At 68.1% G+C, this 26,892-nt stretch carries 18 protein-coding genes; 11 read left to right on the top strand and 7 right to left on the bottom strand.

Annotated features, from left to right (window positions below; all coding sequences use genetic code 11):
* Positions 1–53: 53 nt before the first annotated feature.
* Together MKK54_RS07200 and MKK54_RS07195 are read left to right on the top strand one after the other, a co-directional pair.
* The gene (locus tag MKK54_RS07200) at positions 54–1,856 is read left to right on the top strand and encodes a zeta toxin family protein (RefSeq protein WP_244010099.1); all 1,803 of its coding nucleotides are present in this window, start codon (positions 54–56) and stop codon (positions 1,854–1,856) included.
* Positions 1,857–1,990: 134 nt separating this feature from the next.
* The gene (locus tag MKK54_RS07195; protein ID WP_244010098.1) at positions 1,991–2,152 is read left to right on the top strand and encodes a hypothetical protein; all 162 of its coding nucleotides are present in this window, start codon (positions 1,991–1,993) and stop codon (positions 2,150–2,152) included.
* A 106-nt stretch (positions 2,153–2,258) separates the two neighbouring features.
* Here MKK54_RS07195 and frc read toward each other — a convergent pair whose 3' ends face one another.
* Together frc and oxc are read right to left on the bottom strand one after the other, a co-directional pair.
* Positions 2,259–3,533 (bottom strand): formyl-CoA transferase, encoded by a 1,275-nt coding sequence (gene frc, locus MKK54_RS07190; RefSeq protein WP_244010097.1) that lies wholly within the window; start codon positions 3,531–3,533, stop codon positions 2,259–2,261.
* A gap of 229 nt (positions 3,534–3,762) precedes the next feature.
* On the bottom strand, positions 3,763–5,541 hold the full coding sequence (oxc, locus tag MKK54_RS07185) for an oxalyl-CoA decarboxylase (RefSeq protein WP_244010096.1): 1,779 nt from the start codon (positions 5,539–5,541) through the stop codon (positions 3,763–3,765).
* A 550-nt stretch (positions 5,542–6,091) separates the two neighbouring features.
* Here oxc and MKK54_RS07180 point away from each other — a divergent pair.
* Positions 6,092–6,784, top strand: coding sequence for a GntR family transcriptional regulator (locus tag MKK54_RS07180; protein WP_244010149.1), 693 nt, complete (start codon positions 6,092–6,094; stop codon positions 6,782–6,784).
* Between the two features lie 124 nt (positions 6,785–6,908).
* Here MKK54_RS07180 and MKK54_RS07175 read toward each other — a convergent pair whose 3' ends face one another.
* Entirely contained in the window at positions 6,909–7,949 is a 1,041-nt protein-coding gene (locus MKK54_RS07175) for a sensor histidine kinase (protein ID WP_244010095.1), read from the bottom strand.
* A complete protein-coding gene (locus MKK54_RS07170) occupies positions 7,936–9,501 on the bottom strand; it encodes an ATPase domain-containing protein (RefSeq protein ID WP_244010094.1) in 1,566 nt (521 codons plus the stop codon). The genes MKK54_RS07175 and MKK54_RS07170 overlap by 14 nt, the downstream gene beginning before the upstream one ends.
* A gap of 426 nt (positions 9,502–9,927) precedes the next feature.
* On the opposite strand from MKK54_RS07170, the gene MKK54_RS07165 reads away from it, so the two are divergent.
* The 5 genes from MKK54_RS07165 (at position 9,928) to MKK54_RS07145 (ending at position 15,127) form a co-directional block, all read left to right on the top strand.
* Positions 9,928–11,022 (top strand): OpgC family protein, encoded by a 1,095-nt coding sequence (locus tag MKK54_RS07165; RefSeq protein ID WP_244010093.1) that lies wholly within the window; start codon positions 9,928–9,930, stop codon positions 11,020–11,022.
* Complete coding sequence (locus MKK54_RS07160; protein WP_244010092.1) at positions 10,986–11,966, top strand: SGNH/GDSL hydrolase family protein; 981 nt, start codon at positions 10,986–10,988, stop codon at positions 11,964–11,966. The genes MKK54_RS07165 and MKK54_RS07160 overlap by 37 nt, the downstream gene beginning before the upstream one ends.
* Before the next feature lie 86 nt (positions 11,967–12,052).
* A complete protein-coding gene (locus MKK54_RS07155) occupies positions 12,053–13,414 on the top strand; it encodes a lipopolysaccharide biosynthesis protein (protein WP_409564141.1) in 1,362 nt (453 codons plus the stop codon).
* Entirely contained in the window at positions 13,411–14,562 is a 1,152-nt protein-coding gene (locus MKK54_RS07150; RefSeq protein WP_244010090.1) for a GNAT family N-acetyltransferase, read from the top strand. The genes MKK54_RS07155 and MKK54_RS07150 overlap by 4 nt, the downstream gene beginning before the upstream one ends.
* Positions 14,563–14,707: 145 nt before the next feature.
* Positions 14,708–15,127, top strand: a complete 420-nt coding sequence (locus tag MKK54_RS07145; RefSeq protein WP_055957076.1) for an FKBP-type peptidyl-prolyl cis-trans isomerase — start codon at positions 14,708–14,710, stop codon at positions 15,125–15,127.
* 180 nt (positions 15,128–15,307) lie between these two features.
* On the opposite strand, the gene MKK54_RS07140 is transcribed toward MKK54_RS07145, so the two are convergent.
* A complete protein-coding gene (locus MKK54_RS07140) occupies positions 15,308–16,315 on the bottom strand; it encodes a PAS domain-containing protein (RefSeq protein WP_244010089.1) in 1,008 nt (335 codons plus the stop codon).
* A 1,157-nt stretch (positions 16,316–17,472) separates the two neighbouring features.
* Here MKK54_RS07140 and MKK54_RS07135 point away from each other — a divergent pair.
* Complete coding sequence (locus MKK54_RS07135; RefSeq protein ID WP_244010088.1) at positions 17,473–22,323, top strand: NAD-glutamate dehydrogenase; 4,851 nt, start codon at positions 17,473–17,475, stop codon at positions 22,321–22,323.
* 10 nt (positions 22,324–22,333) lie between these two features.
* On the opposite strand, the gene MKK54_RS07130 is transcribed toward MKK54_RS07135, so the two are convergent.
* The gene (locus MKK54_RS07130) at positions 22,334–23,815 is read right to left on the bottom strand and encodes a PAS domain-containing methyl-accepting chemotaxis protein (protein ID WP_244010087.1); all 1,482 of its coding nucleotides are present in this window, start codon (positions 23,813–23,815) and stop codon (positions 22,334–22,336) included.
* 818 nt (positions 23,816–24,633) lie between these two features.
* On the opposite strand from MKK54_RS07130, the gene rpsU reads away from it, so the two are divergent.
* Positions 24,634–24,945 carry a 30S ribosomal protein S21 gene (rpsU, locus tag MKK54_RS07125; protein WP_244010086.1) on the top strand — a complete coding sequence of 104 codons (312 nt, stop codon included), beginning with the start codon at positions 24,634–24,636 and terminating at the stop codon, positions 24,943–24,945.
* Positions 24,946–25,187: 242 nt separating this feature from the next.
* On the opposite strand, the gene MKK54_RS07120 is transcribed toward rpsU, so the two are convergent.
* A complete protein-coding gene (locus MKK54_RS07120) occupies positions 25,188–25,580 on the bottom strand; it encodes a response regulator (protein ID WP_244010085.1) in 393 nt (130 codons plus the stop codon).
* A 507-nt stretch (positions 25,581–26,087) separates the two neighbouring features.
* Between MKK54_RS07120 and MKK54_RS07115 the strand changes: the two genes are divergently transcribed.
* Positions 26,088–26,879 carry a class II glutamine amidotransferase gene (locus MKK54_RS07115; protein WP_244010084.1) on the top strand — a complete coding sequence of 264 codons (792 nt, stop codon included), beginning with the start codon at positions 26,088–26,090 and terminating at the stop codon, positions 26,877–26,879.
* Positions 26,880–26,892: the final 13 nt, after the last annotated feature.

Here is a 26,892-nt window from a genome sequence, read left to right as displayed (position 1 = left end):
CGGTAAGGCCGACCGGTTCGGGCTCATGTTCTAAACGGATGGAGCGGTGAGCGATGGACGCCCGCGCGCTTCCTGCACGGCCCTGTCGGGATTCCGCCTATGGGCCCTGGAATCCCGGCCTCGAATCGAGCCTGCCGCGCGCCATCCTGCCCCTGGCGACGGTGTTCCGGCCCGAGCATGTCGAGACCTCCCTCGGCCAAGCCTTCGAGATGGGCGACGTCAGCGGCCTGTCACCGACGCAGCTCGTCCGCTTCCGGGCCGGGCGTCTCGTCGTCCACGAGGTGCTGATCCGCGTGATGGCGGATTTCTCGGTTCCGGTCGGGCAGACCTACGGCGATCTCGGGGTGAATTTCCGGGCGATCGTCGCGGCGATCCTGCGCGGCGGGATCGCCGCGCATGCCGCGTCGCTCGATGCGCACCTCGCGGCCATTCGCGCGCGGTCCGATGCCTTGCTCGCGGTCGAGATCGCCGCGATGCTGGGCGAGCCGCAATCCTCCGTGGGGACCGCGCCGTCGCGTCCCCGGGGCTGGGCCAGCCTGTTTCGGCGGCGGCGGCCCGATTCGCCACGGCGCCTTCCCGCCGATCCCGAGACCCGCGCCGAGCGGCACCTCGCGGATTGGCAGCAGCGGGCCACGGCATCCGGCGACCCCCTCGACCTCGCGGCCTGCGCGGCGCTGCGAAGCGTGGTCGCGAGCCTGATCGGGCGACGCGGATTCCTCATCCGTGACAAGGACCTGCTGACCGTACTCGCGGGCACCCTGGTCTCGAACGGCTACGGCAGTCAGGCGCTCGGCGAGATGATCGAGCCCTGGGTGCAGGAGGTGGTCGACCGCGAGGGCTTCGTTCGGCTCAACCCGCAGGCTTCCCCCGTCATCATGAACGTGAAGGGCTCGTCGGCCTCGGGCAAGAGCACGATCCGGCCCTATCAACGGGCGCTGACGCAGGCTCTGGGACTCGACTGGTCGGATTTCGCGCTGATCACGCCGGATGTCTGGCGCAAGTTCCTGCTGGATTACGACAGCCTCGGGGAGGCTCGTCGCTATGCCGGGCCGCTGACGGGGCACGAGGTCGAGATCGTCGATCGCAAGCTCGATGGATACATGGCGCGCAAGGCCGATGCCTGCCGCATCTCGCACCTGCTCATCGACCGCTTCCGCTTCGACAGCTTCACGGTCAATCCCGGCACCGAGATGGGCGGCCAGCTCCTCACCCGCTTCGGACACCAGGTCTATATGCAATTCATGATCACGCCGCCGGATGCCACCGTGGAGCGGGCCTGGAAACGCGGCGAGCAGTTCGGCCGCTACAAGGCCGTGGAGGACCTCCTCGCCCACAATGTCGAGGCCTATACGGGCATGCCGCGCCTGTTTTTCACCTGGGTGCTGCGTCCGGACAAGGAGGTCTACTTCGAGTTCCTGGACAACAGCGTGCCGGAGGGCGAGCGGCCACGCACGATCGCCTACGGCGCGAACGGCGTCATGAACATCCTTGATGTCGGGTTCCTGTTCGACATCGACCGCTACCGGGCCATCAACATCCAGGCGCAATGCCCGGACGACGTCTATCTCGGCGTGCCGGCGCGGGATGCCCCCGGCGACATGCGCTTCCTGCGCGACTGCGTTCGGCGAATGACCACGATCCGATTCGCCGACCACGCCACCGGACGCGTCCTCGCCCGGCTGGACCAGGGTCGCCTGACCAGCCTCGCCCTTGAGGGGATCGATGGCGGCGTGATCGGCGGCGTCCTCACGGCCCTGGGACTGCGACCGACGGCGCCGGTCGCCGATGCCGGCGAGGTGTTGCGACGGCGGGACGCCCGCACGCTCGGCGCCTGGGGGCAGGCGGTATCATCGTGACAACGGGCGGCTTTCACGACCCGGCGCGCGACCAGTCATGCTCCCAAGGCAAAGCTGGTGTATGGGATGTGGTATACCTCCTTGCGACGCAGCATGTCACAACGGCGGTGCAATATGCATCGAGGGGGTTCACCGTGCTCGCATCCATCGTCGTCACGACCGTCAGCCTGATCGCGCTTCAGGTCGTTCTCGTCATGAAGGTCGCCGATTGGATGTCGCAGGATTCCGGCACGGCCGAGGGCCGCAACGACGTCGTGGTCGGCAGCGTCAACGGGCGTTTCGCCGGCATCGCCTGAGCCGCCGACGAATCGGTGAAGGGAAGGCTCCTGAAAAAAGACGCGCGATATCGAGGGGATCGATACCGCGCGAGTCAGGAGAGGAGTTCGGAACGAGGCCGAGGGTCTATTCCGCCGCGATCCTCGCGACAGAGCCGATCGCGCCGGATTCGGCGATTCCGAGACAATCGGCGTCCGAGTAACCGAGCACCGTGCGCAGGATCTCGTCGGTGTGCTCGCCGAGAAGGGGCGAGCGCGTGATCTCGGTCTCGCTCGCCGAGAGCCGGATGGGATTGCCCACGGTGAGATACTTGCCCCGCGTCGGATGATCGACCTCGACGACGGTGCCCGACTTTCGCAGGGACTCGTCCTCGGCGATCTCCTTCATCGACAGGATGGGGCCGCAGGGCACGTGGAGAGCGTTGAGGATCTCCATCGCCTCGAACTTGGTCTTCGACATCGTCCAGGATTCGATGCGGGTGAAGATCTCGTTGAGATGGGGCAGGCGGGCCTTCGGCGTGGCGTAGTCCGGATGCGTCGCCCAGGCGGGCTCACCGATGACGTCGCAGATCTGCGGCCACACCGCCCCTTGCGTGATGAAATAGATGTAGGCGTTGGGGTCCGTCTCCCAGCCCTTGCACTTCAGGATGCGGCCGGGCTGACCGCCGCCGGAATCGTTGCCGGCGCGCGGCACCGAATCCCCGAAGGAGATCCCTTCGCCGAACTGGCTGTATTCCGGCAGGGGGCCGCGCTCGAGGCGCTGCTGATCGCGGAGCTTCACCCGACAGAGGTTGAGCACGCCGTCCTGCATGGCGCAGTCGACCCGCTGGCCGAGGCCGCTCTGGGTCCGGTGGTAGAGGGCCGTGACGATCCCGAGCGCGAGGTGGAGCCCCGTGCCGGAATCGCCGATCTGCGCGCCGGTCACCATCGGGATGTCGGTGCGGAAACCGGTGGTCGAGGCGGCGCCCCCGACGCATTGGGCGACGTTCTCGTAGACCTTGCAGTTCTCGTAGGCGCCCGGGCCGAACCCCTTCACCGAGGCCAGGATCATGCGCGGGTTGGCCGCGTGGATCGCCTCCCAGGTCAGACCCATCCGGGCCAGCGCGCCGGGGGCGAAATTCTCCACGAGAACATCGCATTCCCCGATCAAGCGCCAGAGCACCTCGATGCCCTTCGGGTTCTTGGTGTCGAGGGTGATGGAGCGCTTGTTGTGGTTCAGCATCGTGAAATAGAGGCTGTCCACGTCGGGAATGTCTTGCAATTGCTGGCGGGTGGCATCCCCCACGCCGGGCCGCTCGACCTTGATCACGTCGGCTCCGAACCAGGCCAGCAACTGCGTGCAGGTCGGCCCGGACTGGACATGGGTGAAGTCGAGGATCTTGACGCCTTCCAGGGCTTTCATGGGTCCCACCCGATTCCGGGGCCAAAGGGGACGCCTCGCCCGAGTCCGGGCGAGGCGTGCTCCCTCCCCCTTGTGGGGAGGGGTCGGGGGTGTGGGTGGTTCCGCCCAGCGGTCGCACCCGGAAGGGCCGCCCGACCCGCCCCGCCTCAAACTCCTCCCCACGACGGGGAGGAGGGCCGGCGCGTCGCGGGTCGGTGAGCGGAGTCGGGGGCGGAGAGCCGCGTCCGGGTCAGGCCGGCTTCTTGCGCACCGTGCTGGTCGGGTTGAGGCTGCCGATATTGCCGCTCTCGGTGCCGGCGGCCGGGTCGATCACCGCGTTGATGAGCGTCGGCTTGCCCGAATCCATCGCCGCGTTGACGGCCTGGGAGAGTTCGTCCGGCGTCGTCACGTTGACGCCGACGCCGCCGAAGGCCTCCATCATCTTGTCGTAGCGCGAGTCCTTCACGAAGACCGTGGTGCCGGGATCGCGACCGGTCGGGTCGGTGTCGGTGCCGCGATAGATGCCGTTGTTGTTGAAGACGACGATGCAGACCGGCAGGTCGTAGCGGCAGATCGTCTCCACCTCCATGCCGGAGAAGCCGAAGGCGCTGTCGCCCTCGACCGCCAGCACCGGCTTGCCGGTCTCGATGGCGGCCGCGACGGCGAAGCCCATGCCGATGCCCATCACGCCCCAGGTGCCCACGTCGAGGCGCTTGCGCGGCTGGTACATGTCGATGATGCCGCGCGCCAGGTCGAGGGTGTTGGCGCCCTCGTTGACCAGGATCGCGTCGGGCCGCTCCTTGATGATGGTGCGCAGCGCCCCGAGAGCGCCGTGGAAGTCCATCGGAGCCGAGTTCTTCTTCAGCTTCGAGGCCATCTTGGAGAGGTTCTCCTCCTTCTTGGACTGGATCGCATCGGTCCAGGCAGCGGGGGGCGCCTGCCAGTTCTGGCCCATGCCGTCGAGGAGGGCGGACACGCAGGAGCCGATGTCGCCGACCACGGGGGCCACGATCTCGACGTTGGAATCCATCTCCTTGGGCTCGATGTCGATCTGGATGAACTTCTTCGAGCCGGGCGCGCCCCAGGTCTTGCCCTTGCCGTGCGAGAGCAGCCAGTTCAGGCGCGCGCCGACCAGCAGGACGACGTCGGCCTCCTTAAGTACCAGGGAGCGCGCCGCGCCGGCGGACTGGGCGTGGGTGTCGGGCAGGAGGCCCTTGGCCATGCTCATGGGCACGTAGGGAATGCCGCTGCGCTCGACGAGATTGCGGATCTCCTCGTCGGCCTGGGCGTAGGCGGCACCCTTGCCGAGCACGATCAGGGGGCGCTTGGCACCCTTCAGCACGTCGAGGGCGCGTGCGATGGCGCTGGGCGCGGGAAGCTGCGCGGGCGCGGCATCGATCACCTTGACCAGGGACTTCTCGCCGGCCTCGGCGTCCATCACCTGGGAGAACAGCTTGGCGGGCAGGTCGAGATAGACGCCGCCCGGACGACCCGACACGGCGGCCCGGATGGCGCGCGCGACGGCGATGCCGATATCGGCGGCGTGCAGCACGCGGAAGGCGGCCTTGCAGAGGGGCTTGGCGATGGCGAGCTGGTCCATCTCCTCGTAGTCGCCCTGCTGCAGGTCGACGATCTCGCGCTCGGAGGAGCCCGAGATCAGGATCATCGGGAAGCAGTTGGTGGTGGCGTTGGCGAGCGCCGTCAGGCCGTTGAGGAAGCCGGGCGCCGAGACCGTGAGGCAGATGCCGGGCTTCTTCGTCAGGAAGCCCGCGATGGCGGCGGCGTTGCCGGCATGCTGCTCGTGACGGAAGGAGATGACGCGCATGCCGGCGGCCTGCGCGAGGCGGCCGAGATCGGTGATCGGGATGCCGGGCACGCCGTAGATGTTGGTGATGCCGTTGAGCTTCAGGGCGTCGATGACGAGATGGAAGCCATCGGTCTGTTCGCGCTCATGGGTCGATTCGGCGTGCGCGCCGGAATTCGCCCCGGCGACGGCGTGCGACTGCTCGGAGACAGCGGTTCTATCCATGATGATTTCCTCCGGTTGAGGCGCTTGTTATTGATTTGTGCGCCGTTCTTGAAGCGTATCGTCTGCGTTGGAATGTCGTGGCGAGACAAAAGTCTTGCTGTCACGATGAAGTATTCGTCTTGGATGCGACTGCGCGATCCGTTCATCCGCAATCGGAAGGCCGCTCTCGACGGGTGGCCGCACGCCGAAACCTTGGCGGCGTGCCGCGCAGATCGAGGTCGGACGCCTCTGGGATTGAGTTCGGAGTCTCGCTGCCGGTCCTGACTCTTCGATTGCCAGTTCAAGAATGGTGGCATACCAAATACCAAGTGTCAAACCGGATCGCGATCCGACCTGGAGCGAGGCTGGACGTGGCCTCGCGCGCGCAACGGTGCGGAGGCCGATCACGCATTCGCGTGTTCAAACAGCCATGTCTCCGTTGCAGGGGGCCTATTCAAATCTTGTCCCGGATCAAAGGCGTCGGTTTCCTTGTGTTCCGTGATCGGGTTCGGCATCCTCCGACCCAAATGTGCGCGGCGTCAGCGTTCTTGTGATTGTTTCGGGTGTAACGATGGTTGAGTCGACGACCTTTCAGATCAAGCCGCTCGCCGCGACGTCGAGTCTGCGTGCCCTGGCTTACGATGCGCTGAAAGAAGCCATCACGAACATGAACATCTACAGCCAGCGCGAAGAGGTGAGACTCGACGAGCGCAAGCTCTCGCAGGATCTCGGTGTCAGCCGCACGCCGGTGCGCGAAGCCTTGACGGTGCTGGAGCAGGAGGGCTTCGTTCGCTTCGAGGCGCGGCGTGGCGTCTTCGTGATCAAGAAGTCCAAGAAGGAGATCGTCGCCATGATCCAGGCCTGGTCGGCGCTGGAGAGCATGGCGGCGCGTCTCGCCTGCGAATACGCGACCGACGACCAGCTTCGCTGCCTGCGGGAGCACTTTCCGGAATTCTACGAGGGCCGCCCGTCCGATCACATGGACGAGTACTCGGATGCCAACATCCGCTTCCACCAGAAGATCATCTCGCTGGGCGGCTGCGACGTGATCAAGGACATCACCAGCAACCTGCTGATGCATGTCCGCGGCATCCGCAACACCGCCCTACGGCAGGGCGACCGCGCCGCGAACTCGATCAAGGAGCATGTCGAGATCATTCAGGCGCTCGAGGCGCGGGATTCAGAGCGGGCCGAGCGCCTGGTCCGCGATCACGGGCTCGGTCTTGCGCGTCACGTCGAGAAATACGGCGACTATCTCGACTGATCGTGTCTCCGCTCGATCGAAGCGGAGACAGGATCGCTCAGCCCGCGCGGCGCTTGAGCGAGGCCCAAATCCGCCATCCCGCAGGGATCGACCGGATTTGGGATGACGGCGCCGATTCGGCCCGTCAGTAGCTCGGGACCAACCGTTCCTCGGGGAGCGGCGCATCCATGTGGAAGCGCAGGCCCGCCGCCGCGTAGTCGATCGTGACGGTGGCGTTGCATTGCTGCGCCAGCACCCGCTGCAGCAGCGTCGAGCCGAAGCCCTTGCGTTGCGGCGGTTTGACGGACGGGCCTCCCGATTCCGTCCAATCCAGCGTGAGACGTCGGCCGGCCTCTCCCGCCGTCACGCTCCAGGCCACGGTGATGCGCCCCTCCGGCAGGGAGAGGGCCCCGTGCTTGGCGGCATTCGTGGTCAATTCGTGGAAGGCCATCCCGGTGGGCACCGCGAGGTCGGCGGCGAGTTCGATCGGCGGTCCGTCGAGGCGAATGCGCTGGGTCTCCGCGTCGTTGTACGGGCTGAGTTCGTTCTCGAGCAGTTCGTGCAAGGGGGCCGTCTGCCAGTAATCCTCGGTGAGCAGGGTGTGGGTCTTGCCCAGGGAGACGATGCGGTTCGAGAAGGACTGATAGAACGTCTCGACGTCCTTGGTGGAGCGCGCCGTCGCGCCGAGCAGCCCCTGCACCGTCGCGAGCGTGTTCTTCACGCGGTGATGGAGTTCGCGGATCAACAGCGCCTGACGCTCGTGCGTCTTCTGCCGCTCGTCCAGATGGGCCGCGACCTCCCACTGCCGGCGCCGGGCGCGCAGGGCCGAGCGCACCGCGTTGGCGAGCACGGCCGGGTGGAACGGCCGCTCCAGCAAGGTCACGTTTCCGAGCAGCCCGGTCAGGCGCTCGTCCGGTGAGGCGCCGCGATGGTTGAGCAGGATGAAGGGGAAGTCCGACCAGGGCGGCTGACGCTCGGACCATTCGGCGATCGCCCGGCGATCGGAGCGCAGCAGGGCCTCCTCGGTGATCACCGCGCAGGCCGCGGCGTCGAGATCCGCCACGAGGTCCGCCAAGCTTTCCTTGATCCGCGAGGCGATGCCGACCTCCGCCAGGATCGCGGCGGCGATCCCGGCATCCCGGCCGCCGGGCGCGAGGATCAGCGCGATGGGGTCAGGCTGCGCCATGAGGTCCGGCTACGCCATGAGGTCCGGCGGTCGTGTCCGTGATCGGCGTGGCGGGAGACGGCCGGTCGCTGAGGAGAGCCTCGCGATCGCCGTCGTAGGTGGGCACGCCGGTGAGGACGCCGCGGAAATCCTCGAGCACGCGCCCCACCCGCAGGCCCTGTGCGTCGATCCGGAACTCGCGGATGCTGTCCTCGTGCGCGCCCGTGCGCTTCTTGAGCACCGAGAGGGCGCGCCGCACCCGGCCGCCAGCCTCGAAGAAGCGCAGCATCACCACCGTATCGCTGACGTAGGTCAGGTCGACGGGGGCTTCCATGCGCCCGACCATGCCGTGCTGGGCGAGCACCAGGATCGTCGTCACGCCCTGCTGGTTCAGGTAGGTCGTCATCTCGTGCATCTGGAGCACGAGATGCGGTTGATCGCTCATCGCGCTCATGTAGCCGGTGAGGCTGTCGATCACGACGACGCGTGCCCCGTCCGTCTCCACCGCGTCGCGGATGCGCCCGGCGAAGTCGCCCGCCGAGACGTCGGCCGGGTCCATCTGCTCGATCCGCAGCAGGCCCGATTCGAGGTGGCGGCGGATGTCGAGGCCGACTCCGGCGGCGCGGCGCATCAGGATGCCGAGGGTCTCGTCGAAGCTGATGACGAGGCCGTGCTCGCCCCGATCGAGGGCGGCCATGAGGTAGCCGAGCGCCAGGGTGGACTTGCCCACGCCCGAGGGCCCGATGATGAGGCTCGTGGTGCCTCGATCGAGGCCGCCACCCAGGACCGCGTCGAGTTCCGGCACGCCGCAGGCGATCGTGCCGGGCTCGAAGGTGGTGTGGTGGTCCGCCGCCACGAGGCGCGGGAAGACGCGCACGCCGCCGCGCCTGAGCACGAAATCGTGGTAGCCGCTCTCGTAGGGCGTGCCGCGCATCTTGATGACGTGGAGGCGCCGCCGTCCGGCGCCGTAGGCCGGAATCACCTGCTCCAGCCGCAGCACCGCGTGGCTGATCGAGTGCAGGTTCAGGTCGTCATCCTCGGCGCTGAGGTCGTCGAGCATCAGCACGGTGGCGTTGTTCAGGAGGAAATAACTCTTGAGCGCCAGCACCTGACGGCGGTAGCGCAGCGAGCCCTGGGACAGCAGCCGGATCTCCGACAGGCTGTCGAACACCACCCGCACCGGATTCACGCGCTCGATCTCGGCGAGTGCCATCCGCACGGTCTCGCCGAGTTCGAGGTCGGACGCGTGGATGAGGCTCTGCTGCTGCTCGGAATCGAGGCTGAGTTCGGGCGGCACCAGCTCGTAGATCTCGAGGCCTTCCAGCGACCAGCCATGGCGCTCGGCCACCGAGAGGAGTTCGCGCCGGCTCTCGGACAAGGTGATGTAGAGCCCGCGCTCGCCGCGATTCAGGCCCTCGAGCAGGAATTGCAGGCCGAGCGTGGTCTTGCCGCTGCCCGGACGCCCCTCGATGAGATGGGCGCGCTGCGCCGCGTAACCCCCGTGGAGAATCTCATCAAGCCCGGCCACTCCGGTCGGGATTGGCGCGGCATCGCCTGCGACGGGACTCTGCATGAAGGGTTCCGGGTCCTGAACAACGATGTCGACCATAAGCGCGCCACCCCCAGGCGTCCTCGATATTTATGCCACAGGCGGCAGGGGATGAGCCCCCGAGACCGTCTCCGCTCGATCGAATCGGAGCCGGTTTCGCTCAGCCCGCGCGGCGCCTGAGCGAAGCCCGAATCCGCCATCCCGAGGGGATCGACCGGATCTGGTCCGAGGCGTCGGTCTGGCTCGGCCGGCCCGCGCGCCGACGCGCCCCAGGCATGCCTCCATCCGAAGCCGCGAGCCGGGGCGCGGGTTCCCAAATCGCCGCTTGCGCGCGGCCTGCCCTTTGCAGATCGCCGGGGGCACCGTATCAGGGCCGGGCCTCGCCGCGCGGCCTGCATGTCCAGCCCGTTGAGCCCCTGTCCCGTCGAAGTGCCGGAGTGCGGATTACCGATGCGCGAACCGAACGCGGTCGATTTCTGGCGAGGGCTCGCCCTCGTCACGATCTTCGTGAACCACATTCCCGGCAACACGTTCGAGCGTTACACCTACTCCCAGTACGGCATCTCGGATGCCGCCGAACTGTTCGTGTTCCTGGCCGGCTGGTCGATCGGCATCGCCACGCGCAATCGCGACGGCACCCCCGAGCCACGGCTGAAGACGGTGCTGCGACTCCTGTCCCGCACCATTGAGGTCTATCGCGCCCAGATCACCACGATGGCGCTGGCGCTAGCCATGATCGCCGGCACCGCATTGCTGCTCGACAACCCCCTGCTGCTCGAATGGCACAATGCCGGCGGGTTCTTCGCCGATCCGATCCAGACCATGGTCGGGTTCGTGCTGCTCACGCACCAGCTCGGCTTCTTCAACATCCTTCCGCTCTACGTGGTGCTCCTCGGCATCGCGCCGGTCTTCGTGCTGATCGGGCGCCGGAGCCGGCTTGCCGCCCTGGCCCTCTCCTTCGGGCTCTATGCCGCGAGCCTGGTCTTCGAGTGGAACCTGCCCTCCTGGCCGGGGGAGGGCGACTGGTTCTTCGATCCCCTGTGCTGGCAGCTTCTCCTGGTCCTCGGTTTCACCGCGCAGGACTGGAGCCGCACCTCGCCCTGGCTGAAGCGCTGGGCGCACCGCCTCGTGCCCGTCGGCGTGCTGATCGTGCTCACCGGCATCGTCCTGTCGGTGCTCGAATTGCGGCCCGATCCCCTGCTCGTGCCGGATCCGCGCCTCGTCTTCACCTTCGACAAGACCTACCTGTCGCCGGCCCGCCTGATCCACTTCCTCGGCGTGCTCCTCGCCTTTCAGACGCTCTATGCCGTCCTCGCGCCGCGCCTCGGATGGGTGACGACCTTCCTCGCCAGTCTCGGGCGAAACTCCCTGGCGGTCTTCTCCATCGGCTCGCTGCTCAGCCTCGCCGCGCAACTTGTCAGGTTCTGGACGGGTGGCGGTGTCGTCGTCGATGTTTTCGTCGTAGGGTTCGGCCTATTCGCACTGGGTTTCACCGCATGGTTCGTCGAATGGCGCTCCCGCAAGCCGCGTCTGTCCTCGCCCTGAGCCTGACGCTCGCCTGCCTCGGGGGCGGGAGGGTGGCGCTCGGACAGGAACCCTCGGCGCATCAGCAGCCGTCGGTTTCCGGGGAAGGAGAGACGAAGCCGGCCCCGGCCCCGGCTGCGCCGACGGTCGTCTCGCCGCCGAGCGTCTCCCCTCTCGCCGCCGATGCGGAGGCCGTCGACGTCACCCTGTCGCCGGAGTGCCGCGTTCCGGGCTCGAAGCTCTACACCCTGGCCCGTCTCGTGGCGGTGAAGGCCGCCCTCAAGGAGAAGCGCCCGGTCCGGGTCCTCGCCATCGGTTCCTCGACGATGGGGCTCGGGGCTTCCGCCACCTATCCGGTGAAACTGGAAACGGCCCTCGAACGGTCGCTGCCCGATGTCGACGTGGTCGTCGAGAGCCGTGGCTTGCAGGGCGAGATCGCGTCCGGTGCCGGCGAGCGCCTGCGCGGCATGGTGGCCGAGTTGGAACCCGACCTGGTGATCTGGCAGGTCGGCTCGCACGATGCCCTGGCGCGCGTCGACCTCGAGGCGTTCGGGAGCGCCCTCGATGAAACCGTGCAGTGGATCAAGGGGCACGAGATCGACGTGGTGCTGGTCAGCCCGGTCTACACGGCGAGCTTGGCGAAGGACACATATTACACCAACCTCGTGCGCAAGGTGCAGGACGTGGCGTTGCGGGAGGGGGTGCCCCTGGTGCAGCGCTACGAGGCGATGCGCTACCTCGCCCATCGCAACGACAAGGGCGAGGGACACCTGCTCGGCACGCAGTTTCGCCTGAACGATCTTGGCCTGCGCTGCATGGCCGAGCACGTCACCCGCGCCATCACCCTCTCGCTGCTCCAGCCGGACCCGGCCGCCACGGGCAGCGCCGGGCGTCCCGCCCTGACCCTCGCCCCCCCGAAGGACGCGGCCAGCGTCAAGGGACCGCCGGCGCCGACGGGCCCCTAACGGCGAAGCCTTAACCTCATCGCTTAACCGGCCGGCAACACGGGGCTTGCTAGGCTGGAGGCGCGAGTGGGGGCATTGCGTTGAGCATCGCGACGGACAGGATCGGGACATCCGGCCTCCGGGGGGGTGTCGCCCGCTTGGCGCGCCTGCGCACTGGAGCGGCGGGTGCGGCCATCGACGTCTTCGCCATCCGCATCGCGGCCGCCGGTTTCGCCTATGGGGCGCAGGTCCTGATGGCCCGCCTGATGGGGGGCACGGAGTACGGCATCTACGCCGCGATCTGGGTCTGGATCGCAATCCTCGGACATTCCGCGACCCTGGGCCTCTCGCAAGGGGCCTGCCGGTTCCTGCCCGCCGATCAGGCGCGCGGCGATGACGCCGCCATGCGGGCTTATCTCCTCGGCGGCCTGAGCGTGACCCTGGCCTGTGCGACCGCCGTCGCGCTCGGCGGTCTGGGCCTGGTCTGGGTGGAGGGCTCCCTGCTGGCCGGCCTCTACGCCGCCCCGCTCCTCGTCGCGGCGCTCGTCCTGCCGCTCTTCGCCCTGCAGGATTACTGCGAGGGGATCGCCCGCAGCCAGAACTGGCCGGTCCTCGCCATCGCACCGCCCTACCTGCTGCGCCAGGGCCTGATCATGGCGGCCATGCTGATCGCCATCGGTCTGGGCGCACCGGCGGAGGCGCGCATCGCCGTCCTGTGCACGTTGGTCGCCACCGGCCTGGCCGTGGCGGTCCAGGCGGGACTCCTGGTGATGCGCCTGCGGGCGAGCATTGCCGCCGGCCCGCGCCACTATGCGTGGCGGCGCTGGTTTCGGGCCTGCCTGCCGATCGCCGCGAGTGATCTGGCGAGTGCCGGCTTCAATTTCGTGGACGTGGTGGTGCTGAGCCTGCTCGCCTCGCCCGCGACGGTCGGGCTCTACTTCGCCGCGACCCGCATCCAGCAATTCGTGGTCTTCGTCCATTTCGCCGCCACGGCCGCCACGGCCCAGCGCTTCACCGCCGCCCACGCGGCCGGCGACCGGCGCGGGCTCGCAACGCTGGTTCGGATGCAGGCGCGCCTGACGTTGGCGGCCACGATCCTCATCGGTGCGGCGGTGCTCGCGGCCGCGCCGCTCCTGCTGAGGCTGTTCGGCCCGGAGTTTCACGACAGCCTGCCGATCCTCGCGGTCCTGGTGGCGGGCAGCATCGTCGCGAGTGCCTTCGGACCGGGTGAGGACCTTCTCAACATGCTGGGCGGTGAGCGGCTCGCCGCCTTCATCACCGTGGGCATGCTCGTGTTGGCGGCCGGCCTGTGCTTCGCGCTGATCCCGATCCTCGGAGTTCTGGGCGCCGCGCTCGCGATGGCGCTCGCCACCGTGGCCCGGGCCATCGCCATGGCGCTGGCGGCCAAGTCCGTCCACGGGCTGACGACGCCCGTCCAGCTGTCCGATTTCGGCCGGAGCACCCGATGATCGCCGCCCGGAGCGCCAGGGCCACGTCCAGCCCCGGATACGCGATCACGACGCTCTCTGCCCTGGGCGCGGAGGCGCGGGCCTGGGACGCCCTCTCCGCGCGAGCAGGCGACGCGCATCCTTTCTACGGCCGCCACGTGATGCAGGCGCATGCGGAGAGCGGTCTCGCCAGCCCCGATCTTTCGATCCTCGTCGTTCGTGGTCCGGGGCGGATCGAGGCCTTGCTGCCGTTCCGGATCTCCTACGACATCTGCGGCCTCGGCCGGCCGGTCGCACTCCCCTTCGTGTCCCCCTTCATCACCGCGACGGCGCCCCTCGTGGCCGCCGGTCCGGAGCGACCCGCCATCCTCGCCACCCTCGTCGAGGGCCTGCGCGAGGCTTCGGGCGGACGACCCTGGCGCTGGCCGCTGCTCGCGTCGGACGCGCTGGGCCGGGACCTCATGGCCGCTATGGCCGCGGCCGGATGGGCTCAGGGCGAGGTGGCGCGCTTCGCGCGGCCCGTCCTCGACAGGCGCGTCGATCACGAGGCCTTTCTCGAAGGACATCCGCATCGCGCCCGCCTCAAGGACCTGCGTCGCCGCCGGCGGCGCCTCGCGGAGGGCGGCACCGTGACCCATGCGGTGGCCACCGGTGGGCCGGCGCTCGCGGAGGCGCGCGAAGCCTTCCTCGCGCTCGAAGCGGCGGGCTGGAAGGGCGAGGCCGGCAGTGCCATGGCGTGCCGGCCCGCCCACGCGACCTTCGCGCGCGCGCTCTTCGCGGAAACGGCGGGGCCGGTCCGGGTCCGCGCGGATACGTTGCGCCTGGATGGGCGGGTGCTCGCGGTCAGCCTGGCGCTGCTCTCGGGCGGCACCGCCTACCTGCTGAAGACGGCCTACGACGAGGCGGCGCGCGCGCAGGCGCCGGGCCTGATCCTGGAGGCCGAGATCGTGCGGGCCCTGCACGACGACGCCTTCGCGGAGCGCCTCGATTCCGCGACGACGGGCGACTGCGTCCTGGAGAGCCTCTACCGGGAGCGCGAAACCGTCGTCGAGGTCGTGGCCGTCCCGGGCGGGGGGCGCCACGTCGTCAGCCTGGACCAGCGCCTGCGCCTCGCGCGGCTGGAGGGCGAGGCGCGGGGCGAGGTCAAGCGCCTGCTGAGGCGCCGCTGAAGCGCGTCTCGGGCCAAGGCGCTTCTCGGGAAGGCGTGTCTCGTGCGGCGCGTCTCGTGCGGCGCGTCTCGGGCAAAGCCGCTGACGCATCGTCCCGTCCGTGCTACTGCCCGGTCTCGGCACGCCAGACAGGACCTCAGCCCCCATGCGCCGTCCGCTCTACGCCCTCACCGGAGCCTTGATCCTCGCCATGACCGCATCCGCATCCGCCGAGACCATCACCACGCCCTCCGGCCTCCAGTACCGCGACGAGGTCGTGGGCACCGGTCCCGAGCCGAAGGCCGGTCAGAAGGTCAGCGTGCATTACACCGGATGGCTCGACGACGGCGGGAAGCCGGGCAAGAAGTTCGACTCGTCGCGCGATCGCGGCACGCCCTTCACCTTCACCCTCGGCGCCGGCCAGGTCATCGCCGGCTGGGACACGGGCGTCGCCACCATGAAGGTCGGCGGCAAGCGCACGCTGATCATTCCGCCCGATCAGGGATACGGACCGCGCGGTGCCGGCGGCGTGATCCCGCCGAACGCCACCCTGATCTTCGACGTGGAACTGCTGGGCGCCCGTTGAGCGTCGCGCCGTGAACGATCCGGCCGGCGCTCAGGATGTCCGGCCGGACGACAGGAGCCCGTCTCCGGCGGTTCGCGCCCCTGCCGGACCCAATCCGGTCGATCCCTTCGGGATGGCGGATCTGGGCTTGCCTCAGGCGCCGCGCGAGACCGGCTCCGATTCGATCGAGCGGAGACGGGATCAGTCTTGAGCCGACGCCGGTGGGCGCGCCCGGTACCGAAGGCCGACCTCGCCGGGGGACGGGACGGTGAAGCAGATGCCGGCCGCTTCCAGGGCGGAGCGGATCGCGGCCCTGGTTCGTGGCCGCAGGACGTTTCCACTGCTCTCCTCGAACCGCTTGACGCTCGAATCCGAGACCTTGGCCGCCGCGGCGAGTTCCGGGATTGACCAGTTGAGCATCGCGCGTGCGGCGCGCACGAGAGGGCCGGTCAGGTTCTCCAGGCGGGCACAGGATGGCTGCGTGATCGTGTGGGCGGAACTCGTCATGTCGAGGATCAGGCCGATCCACTCGCGGACGGTCTGATCGGCATTGAGCAACGGTACGGCGCGGCTGTTCACCCAGCGATATTGCCCGTCCTTGCAGCGCAGCCGGTAGTTGGCCGCGTAGGGTTCCCGTCTTTCGAGGGCGGTGGCCCAGGCTTGTTTCGCGCGCGCTCGATCCTCCTCATGAATGGCGAGGGCCCAGCCGCCTCGGCGCCACTCCGCTTCGGATTGTCCCGTCAACTCACACCAGCTCGGGCACGGCCAGTAGACCCCGTCGACATTCATGATCCAGACGACGGCGGCGATCGCCTGCACCAGACCCTGATAGCGCGTCTGGCTGCGATCGACCGACTGCGCAGCTTCCCGTCGGCTCGTGATGTCGATGACGATTCCATCCAGCCGCATCGGCTGGCCGTCGGGGCCGAGCACGACATCCGCCTTGATCTCGATCCAGCGGACGGTCCGATCCGGCCGAACGATGCGCAATTCACGATGCGCGCATAGGCCGGACATCAAGGCGGCCCAGATTTCCTCTCGAATTCTCCAATCCGCCGGATGGATGAGGTCGATCAGGGCATCGGTGTTGTTGCTCGGATGGGGCAATCCGGCGATGCGCAGGAGGCCGTCCGACATGATTGTCGTGGAATCATGCAGGTTGACGCACCAGACTCCGATCTGAGCCTGATCCTCGATCAGTCGCAGCATGTGGGTCGCCGAGGCGGCGAACGGCAATTGTAAAATATTGTCCAATAACGAAGTCTCTGAGACGACTGGGTTTGCGGATAAACGCTCTTGCGCGTGCTAGGCAGGATTCAGGAACGGATACGATCCGAGATCTCGACCTAGCTCTCGGCAAGTGTGGTAAGTGAGTTCATATAGCAGAGCAAGGTTTAAAATAAAATTCATCCTGTATGTCAAATTTATTTCTGGGCAGTATAAATCGAATTGAAGCAAACTTTTCCCTTGTATTGAATTCTATATACAAAACGGCATGGGAGATTTTCCATTGTTTTTCGTCCGATGCTGGCATGGGCGGCGAATATTCGATTCTCGAATTATGGTCCTCGAATGGCGCAATTGTTCAGATAAAAAGGACGGCCTGACGTGCCAAATTCAATTTCGCAAGTATTAAAATATAATCTGTAAAAATATTGGCACGAGAATATAAATTGATCCGATCAAATTTTATATCGACGTTGCTGTGAATGTATATATCGATAGAATGCGACAATCTCGTAAATTTCAGGGTCGTTCGTCGGCTTCTATGACCAATTATAACATGCGATAAGGATTTATAAAAGGCACGAAAATTTGAATTTTCAATCTCTGATTGAATTCGTTTTCTGTTCGTTGGTATCGATTCTCAATTCTGCCTTCAACGTAAGCGTTTAAACTCTCAGATTTCCCTGTTGATCATGAAATCGTCGCTGTCAGGCAGTTGTTCGCAAGGTTTGGTGGCGTGCCGCCTCACGGCAACGCAGGCGTCACGGCATTCCCCGGCACCTGCGGTTCATTACCGAGATGCGAGGAGCGATGCCGGCACGTGGCATGGCTCCGCCGTTTGACGCGCGGCGCGGGCGACGTTCGCGGGCTGTCTCGCGATGGATGCGGTGACCGACGCTCCGAAAAGCCTGACACACACGCCCGGTCGTAGCATCCCGCACCCGAATTTCCGCGCGACCGATGGAAACCTTGGAAGGCCGGTGCTCAAGTGCGGCCGAGTTCGGTGGAACGGCGGCCGAGTCGGCTGTCCGTCGCACGGGCAACGGGAGCGGGCTCGTACGCTCGAGATGGTCCGGCGTGCCGGTTCCGGTCGGAGAGGATCGGTCGCGTCGAGGCTGATCGCACAAGGACAGCATCGCATGGCTCTTGAACGAAACGCCGCCCTCTCCACTCCCGAAGCTCGGGGCGCGCGCAGCGACCTCCTGAGCGCCGCCGCCGAACGGGTCGAGGCGGGAGGCGGGCCCGGTGGCTTCGTCACCGACCTATTCGGGCGCGTTCCCCCCGAGGATCTCGCGCCCTACACCGCACCGGCGCTCGCCGAACTCGCCTTGGCCGCGCGCGCGCATCTGGCCGAGCCCCGGGACGTCGGGGCCGCGTCCAGCCTGTCCGTGAGCGACCGCGTCGTCGAGCGCGAAGGCCGCGCCCGTGACCTGACCATCATCGACGTGGTCAACGACAACCGGCCCTTCCTGCTCGATTCCGCCCTGGCCGAGTTGACCGAGCAGGGTCTCACGCCGCACCTCGTCGCCCACCCGATCCTCGGCGTCGAGCGCGACGCCGCGGGCGCGTTGATCCGCGTCGTCGGCGAGACGACGGCCGAAACCAACGCGGTCTTCGCCCGCGAGAGCTTCATTCACATCCACCTCGACCGTCTCGATGCGGGCGCGGCACGCCTGCGCCTCGTCGAGGGATTGAACCGGGTCTTCCAGGACGTGGCGTTGGCCACCGACGATCAGGCCGCGATGATGGCCCGCCTCGCGGGCATCGCGGAGAGCTACGCGAGTGCGCCGCCGCCGCTCCCGCCCAGAGAGGTCGCGGAGGCGCGTGCCTTCCTGAGCTGGCTCCGCGATGGACATTTCACCGTGCTCGGCCTGCGCGAGCACGGCCTAACCGGTGCCGAGCACGCGCTGGTCGAAGGGTCGGGCCTGGGCTTGCTGCGGGATGCCACGGTGGCGGTGCTGCGGCGTGGCGGCGCCCTCGTCGACATGACGCCCGAGATCCGGGCTTTCCTGGACGGGCCGCAGGCGCTCATCGTCACCAAGGCCAGCGTGAAGTCGCGGGTGCATCGCTCGGGCTACCTCGACTACATCGCCTGCAAGCTGTTCTCCGCCGAGGGCGCGCTCACCGGTGAGATCGTCATCGTCGGCCTGTTCACGGCCAGTGCCTACACCCTGCCGACGAAGGAGATCCCCTACCTCCGCGAGAAGGTCGCGCAGGTGGCGGCCCGTGCGGGCCTCGACCCGACGAGCCATGCGGGACGCGGTCTCCTCGACGTTCTCGAGACCTATCCGCGCGACGACCTGTTCCAGATCGACATCGACCGGCTCTACCGCTTCAGCCTCGCCATCGCGCATCTCGCCGACCGCCCGCGCCTGCGCGTGCTCTCGCGCCCCGACCGCTTCGGCCGCTTCGTCTCGCTCCTCGTCTACGTGCCGAAGGAGCGCTACGATTCGAGCGTCCGGGCGCGGATCGGCGCCTATCTCGCCGCCGAATATGGCGGCCGGGTCTCGGCCGCCTACCCGTACTTCCCCGAGGGGCCGCTCGCCCGGACGCACTTCATCATCGGCCTGCCGGAGGCCGGCGCGCCGGAGCGCGATCCGGCCGCCCTCGAGGCGGGCATCGCCGCCCTGGTGCGGACCTGGGGCGACGAACTGCGCGTGGCCCTTGCCGAGACGATGGACGGCGCCCAGGCCCGAGCCCTGGCGGGGCGCTACGGGGAGGCCTTCTCGGCCGCCTATCGCGAGAGCTTCACGCCGCGCGTCGCGATCGCCGACATCGCCACCCTGGAGCGTTTGAACCCGGACCGTCCGCGCGCCGCCGATATCGGCCGGCGCGTCACCGACCCGGATTCGCAGATCCGCCTCAAGGTGTTTTCGCGCGGCGCTTCGCTCTCCCTGTCCGAGCGGGTGCCGGTGCTGGAGAATCTCGGCTTCCGGGTCATCAACGAGCGGACCTACCGGGTCATGCCGGCCGGCTCCGAGGAAGCCGCGCGGGTCTGGCTGCACGACATGCTGCTGGAGCGGGCCACGGGGGCGGCCATCGACCTCGCCCGCCTGGAACTCCCCCTGGAGGACGCGCTCCTCGCGCTCGGCAGGGGCCAGGCGGAATCGGACGGCTACAACCGCCTCGTGCTGGAAGCCGAACTGCCCTGGCGCGACGTGGCCCTGCTGCGCGCCTTCGGCCGCTACCTGCGCCAATTGCGCATCCGCTACGGCCAGGACTACCTCGCCGCCACGCTGGCGGCCCATGCGGGCATCGCCCGGTCGCTCGTCGCCCTGTTCCAGGCCCGCTTCGATCCCGCGCTCGACGGCGACCGCGCCGCGCGTCAGGCCGAGATCCGCGCCGAGATCGAGACCGCGCTCGCTTCCGTCACCAGCCTCGACGAGGACCGGATCCTGCGCCGCTTCGTCAATCTGATCGAGGCGGCCGTGCGCACCAACTTCTTCCAGCGGGCCGAGGGCGGAGGCGCGCGCGAGACCATCGCCTTCAAGTTCGCCTGCGCCCGGGTCAGCGGCATGCCGCTGCCGCGCCCGTTCTTCGAGATCTTCGTCTATTCCCCCCGGGTCGAGGGCGTGCACCTGCGCTTCGGCTACGTGGCGCGCGGCGGCCTGCGCTGGTCCGACCGGCCGGAGGACTTCCGCACCGAGATCCTCGGCCTCGTGAAGGCCCAGCAGGTCAAGAACGCCGTCATCGTGCCGGTGGGCGCCAAGGGCGGCTTCTTCCCCAAGCGCCTGCCGCCGGCCTCGGATCGGCAGGCCTGGATGGAGGAGGGCACCGAGAGCTATCGGATCTTCATCCGCACCCTGCTCGAACTCACCGACAACATCGTGGACGACACGCTCCGGCCGCCGGCCGACACGGTGCGGCACGACCCCGACGACGCCTACCTCGTGGTCGCGGCCGACAAGGGCACCGCCACCTTCTCGGACATCGCCAACGCGCTCTCGGCCGAGCGCGGCCATTGGCTCGGGGACGCCTTCGCCTCGGGTGGCAGCCAGGGCTACGACCACAAGGGCATGGGCATCACCGCGCGCGGCGCCTGGGAGGCGGTCAAGCGCCACTTCCTGGAGATGGACATCGACACGCAGAGCGATCCGATCACGGTGGCGGGCGTCGGCGACATGTCCGGCGACGTCTTCGGCAACGGCATGCTGCTCTCGCGCTCCTTACGCCTCGTGGCCGCCTTCGACCATCGCGACATCTTCCTGGACCCGAACCCGGACGCGGCCGCGAGCTTCGCCGAGCGCCGGCGCCTGTTCGACCTCGGCCGCTCCTCCTGGCGCGACTACGATGCGTCCCTGATCTCGACCGGGGGCGGCGTGTTCGCCCGCGGCCTCAAGACCATCCCGCTCTCGGCCGAAATCCGGGCCGTGCTCGGCGTCGATCTGGCCGAGGCGACGCCGACCGAGGTGATGCAGGCGATCCTCGGGGCGCCGGTGGACCTGCTCTGGTTCGGCGGCATCGGCACCTATATCCGCGCGACCACGGAATCCGACGAGGAGGCCGGTGACCGGGCCAACGACGCGGTGCGCATCACCGGCGCGATGCTGCGCGCCCGGGTCATCGGCGAGGGCGCCAATCTGGGGGCCACCCAGCGCGGGCGCATCGAGGCGGCGCGCGCCGGAATTCGCCTCAACAGCGACGCCATCGACAACTCGGCCGGCGTGAACACCTCGGACGTGGAGGTGAACATCAAGATCGCCCTCATGGGGCCCGAGCGCGACGGCCGCCTCGACGCGCCCGCCCGCAACACGCTCCTCGTGGCGATGACCGACGAGGTCGCCGCCCTGGTCCTGCGCAACAACCAGCTCCAGACCCTCGCCCTGTCCCTGGCCCGGCATCGCGGCCTCACCGAGACGGGCTTTGCCATGCGGACCATGCAGGCGCTGGAAGCCGAGGGCCGCCTCGACCGGGTGGTCGAGCTCCTTCCGGACGACGCGGCCATCACGGAGCGGATGCGCAAGGGCGAGGGGCTGACGCGGCCGGAATACGCGGTGATCCTGGCCTACGCCAAGCTCTCGCTCTACGACGCGCTCCTGGCGAGCACGGCCCCGAACGACCCGTATTTCGACCGCGAACTGCAGCGCTACTTCCCGGAGGCCCTGCGGCAGCAATTCCCGGACGCGGTGAAGGGGCACCGCCTGCGGCGCGAGATCATCAGCACCGCGCTCTCGAACATCATCGTCAATCGCGGCGGCCCCTCCCTCGTCACGCGCCTCATCGACGAGACCGGCGCGGATGCCGCCACGATCGCCAAGGCCTATGCGGCCACCCGCGACGCCTACGGGCTGATGGAACTGAACCAGGCCATCGACGGCCTGGCGGGGGCCATCGGCGGTCAGGCGCAGATCGCCCTCTATGCCGAGGTGCAGGATCTGCTCGTCGGCCGCATCGTCTGGTTCATCCGCAATCTCGACCTGACGGGAAGCGTCGCGCCCATCGTCGCCCGCTACCGCGAGGGCATCGCGGCGCTCCAGGCGGTTCTGCCGGAGGTGATGGGCGAGGCGGTGAGCTGCCAGCAGGCCGCCCGCGAGGCCGAACTCGTCGGCCTCGGCATGGCCGCCGCGCAGGCCGGCCGCCTCGCCGCGCTCAACGCCCTGACCTCGGCCCCCGACATCGTCCGGGTCGCCGAGACGGGGGGCGGTGCGATCCCCGACATCGCCGCGACGCACTTCGCCCTCGACCGCGCGTTCCATCTCTCCGATCTCGCGGCCGCCGCCCGGGAGGTCGCCACCGGCGACACCTTCGACCGGATCGCCCTGGAGCGCGCGGTGTCCAACATCGCCACCGCGCACCGGCAGCTGACCGCGGAGATCGTCGGCACGGTCGGCGCCGGCGCCGAAGCGGTGGCGGCCTGGAGCCGCAGCCGGGGCTCCGCCCTCGACCACACCCGCGCGACCCTGGAGGCCGTCACCGCCTCGGGGCTCACGGTCTCCAAGGCGACGGTGGCGGCGAGCCTGCTGGCCGATCTGGCGCGGCCCCGGGGCTGAGGCCCCGCGCTCAACGGGCGAGGACGCGGGCCGCGTCCTTGGTGGTTTCGACCGCGCGCGACACGCTGCCGATGGAGTGCGAGATCGCCTGGATGTTGTGCGAGATCGCCGCCACCGCGCTCGCCGCGTGCTGCATGTTGCCCGACATGTCCTGGGTGACGACGCTCTGCTCCTCCACGGCCGCGGCCGTGCTGGTCACGTAATCCCGCATCTGCTCGACCGAGCCCTGGATGGTGTGGAGCGCGTCCCCGACCCGCATCGAGACCGCCTGGACGTTGTCGATCTCGCTCGCGATCTGTTCGGTGGCGCGCGCGGCCTGGTTGGCGAGGTTCTTCACCTCCTGCGCCACCACCGCGAAGCCCCGACCCGCCTCGCCGGCCCGCGCCGATTCGATCGTCGCATTGAGCGCCAGCAGGTTGATCTGGCCCGCGATGCTCTGGATCAGGCCGACGATCCCGCTCATGGCGGTCGCCGCCTGGGTCAGCTTCTCCGTCAGTTCGGCGGCCGATGTGACCTGCCCCTGGGCGGCGTCGGTCGCCGCCCGCGAATGCGCCATGCTCTGCGAGATCTCCGCGACGGAGGCCGCCAGTTCCTCGGAGGCGGCCGCCATGGTCTGCACGTTGTCCGCCGTGCTGCCCGCCGCCTCGCTGGCCGCCCGCGTCTGCGTGTTGGAGAGCAGGACGGCCCCGTCGATCTCGCCGAAGTTCTGCGCGATGAGCTGCCGCAATTCGTTCAGGAGCGTCACCTGCGCGGTGATGTCGGTGGCGAACTTGACGACCTTGTACGGGCGTCCGTTGGCATCCAGGATGGGATTGTAGGAGGCCTCGATCCAGATGTTCCGGCCGCCCTTGGCGATGCGCTTGTACTGGGCCGCCTGATACTCGCCCCGGCGCAGACGGGACCAGAAGGCCGCATAGTCCGCGCCGTCGCGCTCATCCGGGTCGACGAACATGCGGTGGTGCTGGCCGACGATCTCGGACAGCGAATAGCCGATCGCCTTCAGGAAGTTCGGGTTGGCGTCGAGCACGACGCCCTCCAGGCTGAAGGAGATCACGGCCTGCGCCTTGTGGAGCGCCGCGATCTGGCCCTGGTCGTCCGCGTTCGCCATCTTCTGCCGCGTGATGTCGGTGGCGAACTTGACGATCTTGTAGGGCTTGCCGGACCGGTCGAGGACTGGATTGTACGAGGCCTCGATCCAGATCTCGCGACCGCCCTTGGCCAGTCGCATGAACTGGGCGGCCTGATGCTCGCCGTGACGCAGCCTCTCCCAGAACGCGGTGTATTCCGAACTGGCCCGATAGGCGGCTTCGACGAAGAGGCCATGATGCCGTCCGCGGATCTCGGCCAGCGGATAGCCGATGACGCCGAGGAAGTTCTCGTTGGCGGTGATCACCGTTCCATCGAGATTGAACTCGATGATGCCCTGGGACTTGTCCAGCGCGGCCAGCTTGGCCCTGGTTTCCGTACCCGCCTTCGTCAGTGCGCCGAACATCAACCACCCCTGGCCGGAGCCCCGGAGGGCTCATGTTGCGAACCTGCGAACCCCTGGTCCCGGAGGCCGTCCGGTTCGCTTGCGGAGGATCGGGCCACACGTGTTAATTTTTCGAAAATTTCATGTTGTTTGAGGCGAACTTTTCAACTCAGCGTAGGGTAATCGAGGTCATCGCTGGAGACCGATCCGAGGGACCGAGATGACGTCCCGAACCTCGGTGTTCGGACGAACGTTCCGGCTCGTATCCGCTGCGGCAGGGTGTGCCTGTCATTGAGCGGGTCGTGCCTTTCATTTGGTATGATCAGGTGTTCGGTCCGAATTTACGTCGGACATGTTTCGCGTGACGCAGTCCAAGATTCGCCGTGACTGGTGCGGGGTTCGGCGGCCCCCCGCCGCCGCGCCGTCGCGCGGGCCGACCTCGCTTGAGGCATGTTCATCGAGGTCCGGTGTGAGATCGTCGGAGATCAGGGGAGGCGCCCGGTCGATCGCTTGCCCGTTGCGTCGTCCCGGAGCGGCGGGGCGGGTTCGGAACACGGGTGGGCGCGTCGATCCGGCGGCCCCGGTCGATCCGTCCGCGCCTCGGCATCCGCGTGACGATGGTGCGGCGCATGTTTCGCGAGGCGTGTTGGAACTCGCGGGCGGTTGGTGTATGAGCCTGCCCCAAGTGCAGTTTCTGCGCCGATTCGAGGCCGTCTGACGGACGTCCCGCCCGGGTGAGATCCCGGGTCCGGGACGTTTTGCAGTTCGCATCGCGGGGCTCCGTGGGGGTCTCAGGGTCGGCGCCACCCAACAAACACCGTTTCAGAGGATTGAAACCGTTGCAGGTACTCGTTCGCGACAACAACGTCGACCAAGCCCTCCGCGTGCTGAAGAAGAAGATGCAGCGCGAAGGCATCTTCCGCGAGATGAAGCAGCGCAAGGCTTACGAGAAGCCCTCCGTCCGCAAGGCGCGTGAGAAGGCCGAGGCCGTGCGCCGCGCGCGCAAGCAGGCCCGCAAGACCGCGATCCGCGAGGGCCTGATCGCCGCTCCGAAGCCGAAGCCCCGTTTCGGCGCCGGCGCCCCGCGTCGTCCGGGCGGTTCGCCCTTCGCGCCGACGGCTCCCTCCGTGCCGCCCGCCGCCAGCGCCTGAAGCGTCCGCTTCGGGGACGCCGTCGGCGTCCTCGGCCGCTGACCACGATTCGCGAAAACAGCCCGGTCGGCATCCGACCGGGCTGTTTCGTCATGTCCGGGCGGCTGCGCCCGGACCGGAGGGATCATGTCGTTTCGGTCGATCCCTTCGGGACGATCAGACGCGACGGTCTCCTTCTCCCGGAAGGAGAGGGGACCCGCGCGAGTCACCACATCACCGACCTGATCGGCCGGCGACCCGTATCAGGCGGCGCGTGCGGCCACCGTCGCGTGCTCCGCCTGGACCAGCACATCGAGGGCCCGCCACGGCTTCTGCATGTAGACGGCCTCGGCCGGGAGACCGCCGACGCCGCGGGCGTCTCCGCCGGAGGTGAGGACCACCCGCACGTCCGGCCAGCGCCGCCCGACGGCGGTGGCGAGCGCGATGCCGTCCATCCCTGCGCCGAGGCGCACATCGGCGAAGAGCAGCGCCACGTTCTCACCCGAGCGCTCCAGAACCGAGATGGCGGCTTCCGCGCTGTCGCAGGCGATCACGTCCAGGTCGGTCTCCTCGAGGACGGCTGTGGCCAGGTTGCGAACCTCGGCATCGTCCTCGACCACGAGGGCGATCGGACAATCGGCGTGTGAGCGATCCATGAAGTCTCCTTTGCGAGCGCGGTTCGTGTGCGGGTCCCGTGCGGGCCCCATCGGTTTGCGAGTGCGGGTCCCGTGCGGGACCCGTGGGTTTGCGTGTGCGAAACCCGAGGCAGGGCGGCTTTCCGCCGTCGATGCTGATTCTCTGGACGTGATGCTGCGCCGCCACGGTGCGGCCGGCAAGAGTCCGAATCGTTGATCCGGCTATGCGGTTCCCGCATCCTCGGGGCCGCGCCGCGCCCCATTCCCGCCGGGGTCGCATGCTCAATGCGCGTTCGGGCATCACGAACCCGGTCGGCGGGCTCCGCGTCGCGGTGCGTCTCTTGCATCGCGCGGCGTGAATCCCGTCCTCGGCGAGGTTCGGCCGGGGCGTCGCGTTAACGATCCGTTCACCGCGATGACCCGAACTTAACCCTCGACGACGTCGAGGACAGCCTATGAGGCGGCCGTCGCGCTTCAGCGGTGAACGCGGATCGAGGCTTCGTTGGGACCAGGGGGTGTTTGCCAGTCATGTGCCGCTTTCTCGCGTATTCCGGTGAGCCGGTCTTCCTGACCGACCTCGTCTGCGCACCGACGCACTCGCTGGTGCATCAGTCGCTCCACGCGGCCGAGGCGAAGACGGAGACCAACGGCGACGGTTTCGGCATCGGCTGGTATGGCGAGCGGGTCGATCCGGGCCTGTACCGCGACGTCTGCCCCGCCTGGTCGGACGAGAATCTCGTCAATCTCTGCCAGCAGGTCCGGGCGCGGATGTTCTTCGCCCACGTGCGGGCCTCCACCGGCACCGCCACCACGCGCGCGAACTGCCACCCCTTCGCCCATGGCCGGCACCTGTTCATGCACAACGGCCAGATCGGCGGCTATCACCGCATCAAGCGCCGGATCGAGGCGCTGATCCCCGATGCGCTCTACGACGACCGGCGCGGCAGCACGGATTCCGAGGCGATCTTCCTCCTGGCCCTGGCCAACGGCCTCGCGGAGGACCCGATCGGCGCCATGACCCGGACCCTGGCCACGGTGCGGGAACTGATGCGCAACGCCGATGCGGTCGAACCCCTGCGCTTCACCGCCGTGGTCACCGATGGCGAGACCCTGACGGCCTTCCGCTGGGCCTGCGACGGCTCGCCGCCGAGCCTCTATTACCGTCAGACCGAGACCGGCGTCGTCGTGGTCTCCGAGCCGATCGACGGCTGCCGCGACGGCTGGAAGGTGGTGCCCAAGGGCGGCACGCTCCAGGCCCGGCGCGGCGGCGACGTGGTCGTCACCGGACCGGACGCGGTCGTCGAGCGAATCGCCGCCTGAGAGGGTTGCGGCA

Source organism: Methylobacterium sp. J-068, assembly GCF_022829445.1.
Classification (GTDB): Bacteria; Pseudomonadota; Alphaproteobacteria; order Rhizobiales; family Beijerinckiaceae; genus Methylobacterium.
Note: the sequence above shows the minus strand (reverse complement) of the source record. Positions and strands in the feature narration are given on the sequence as shown.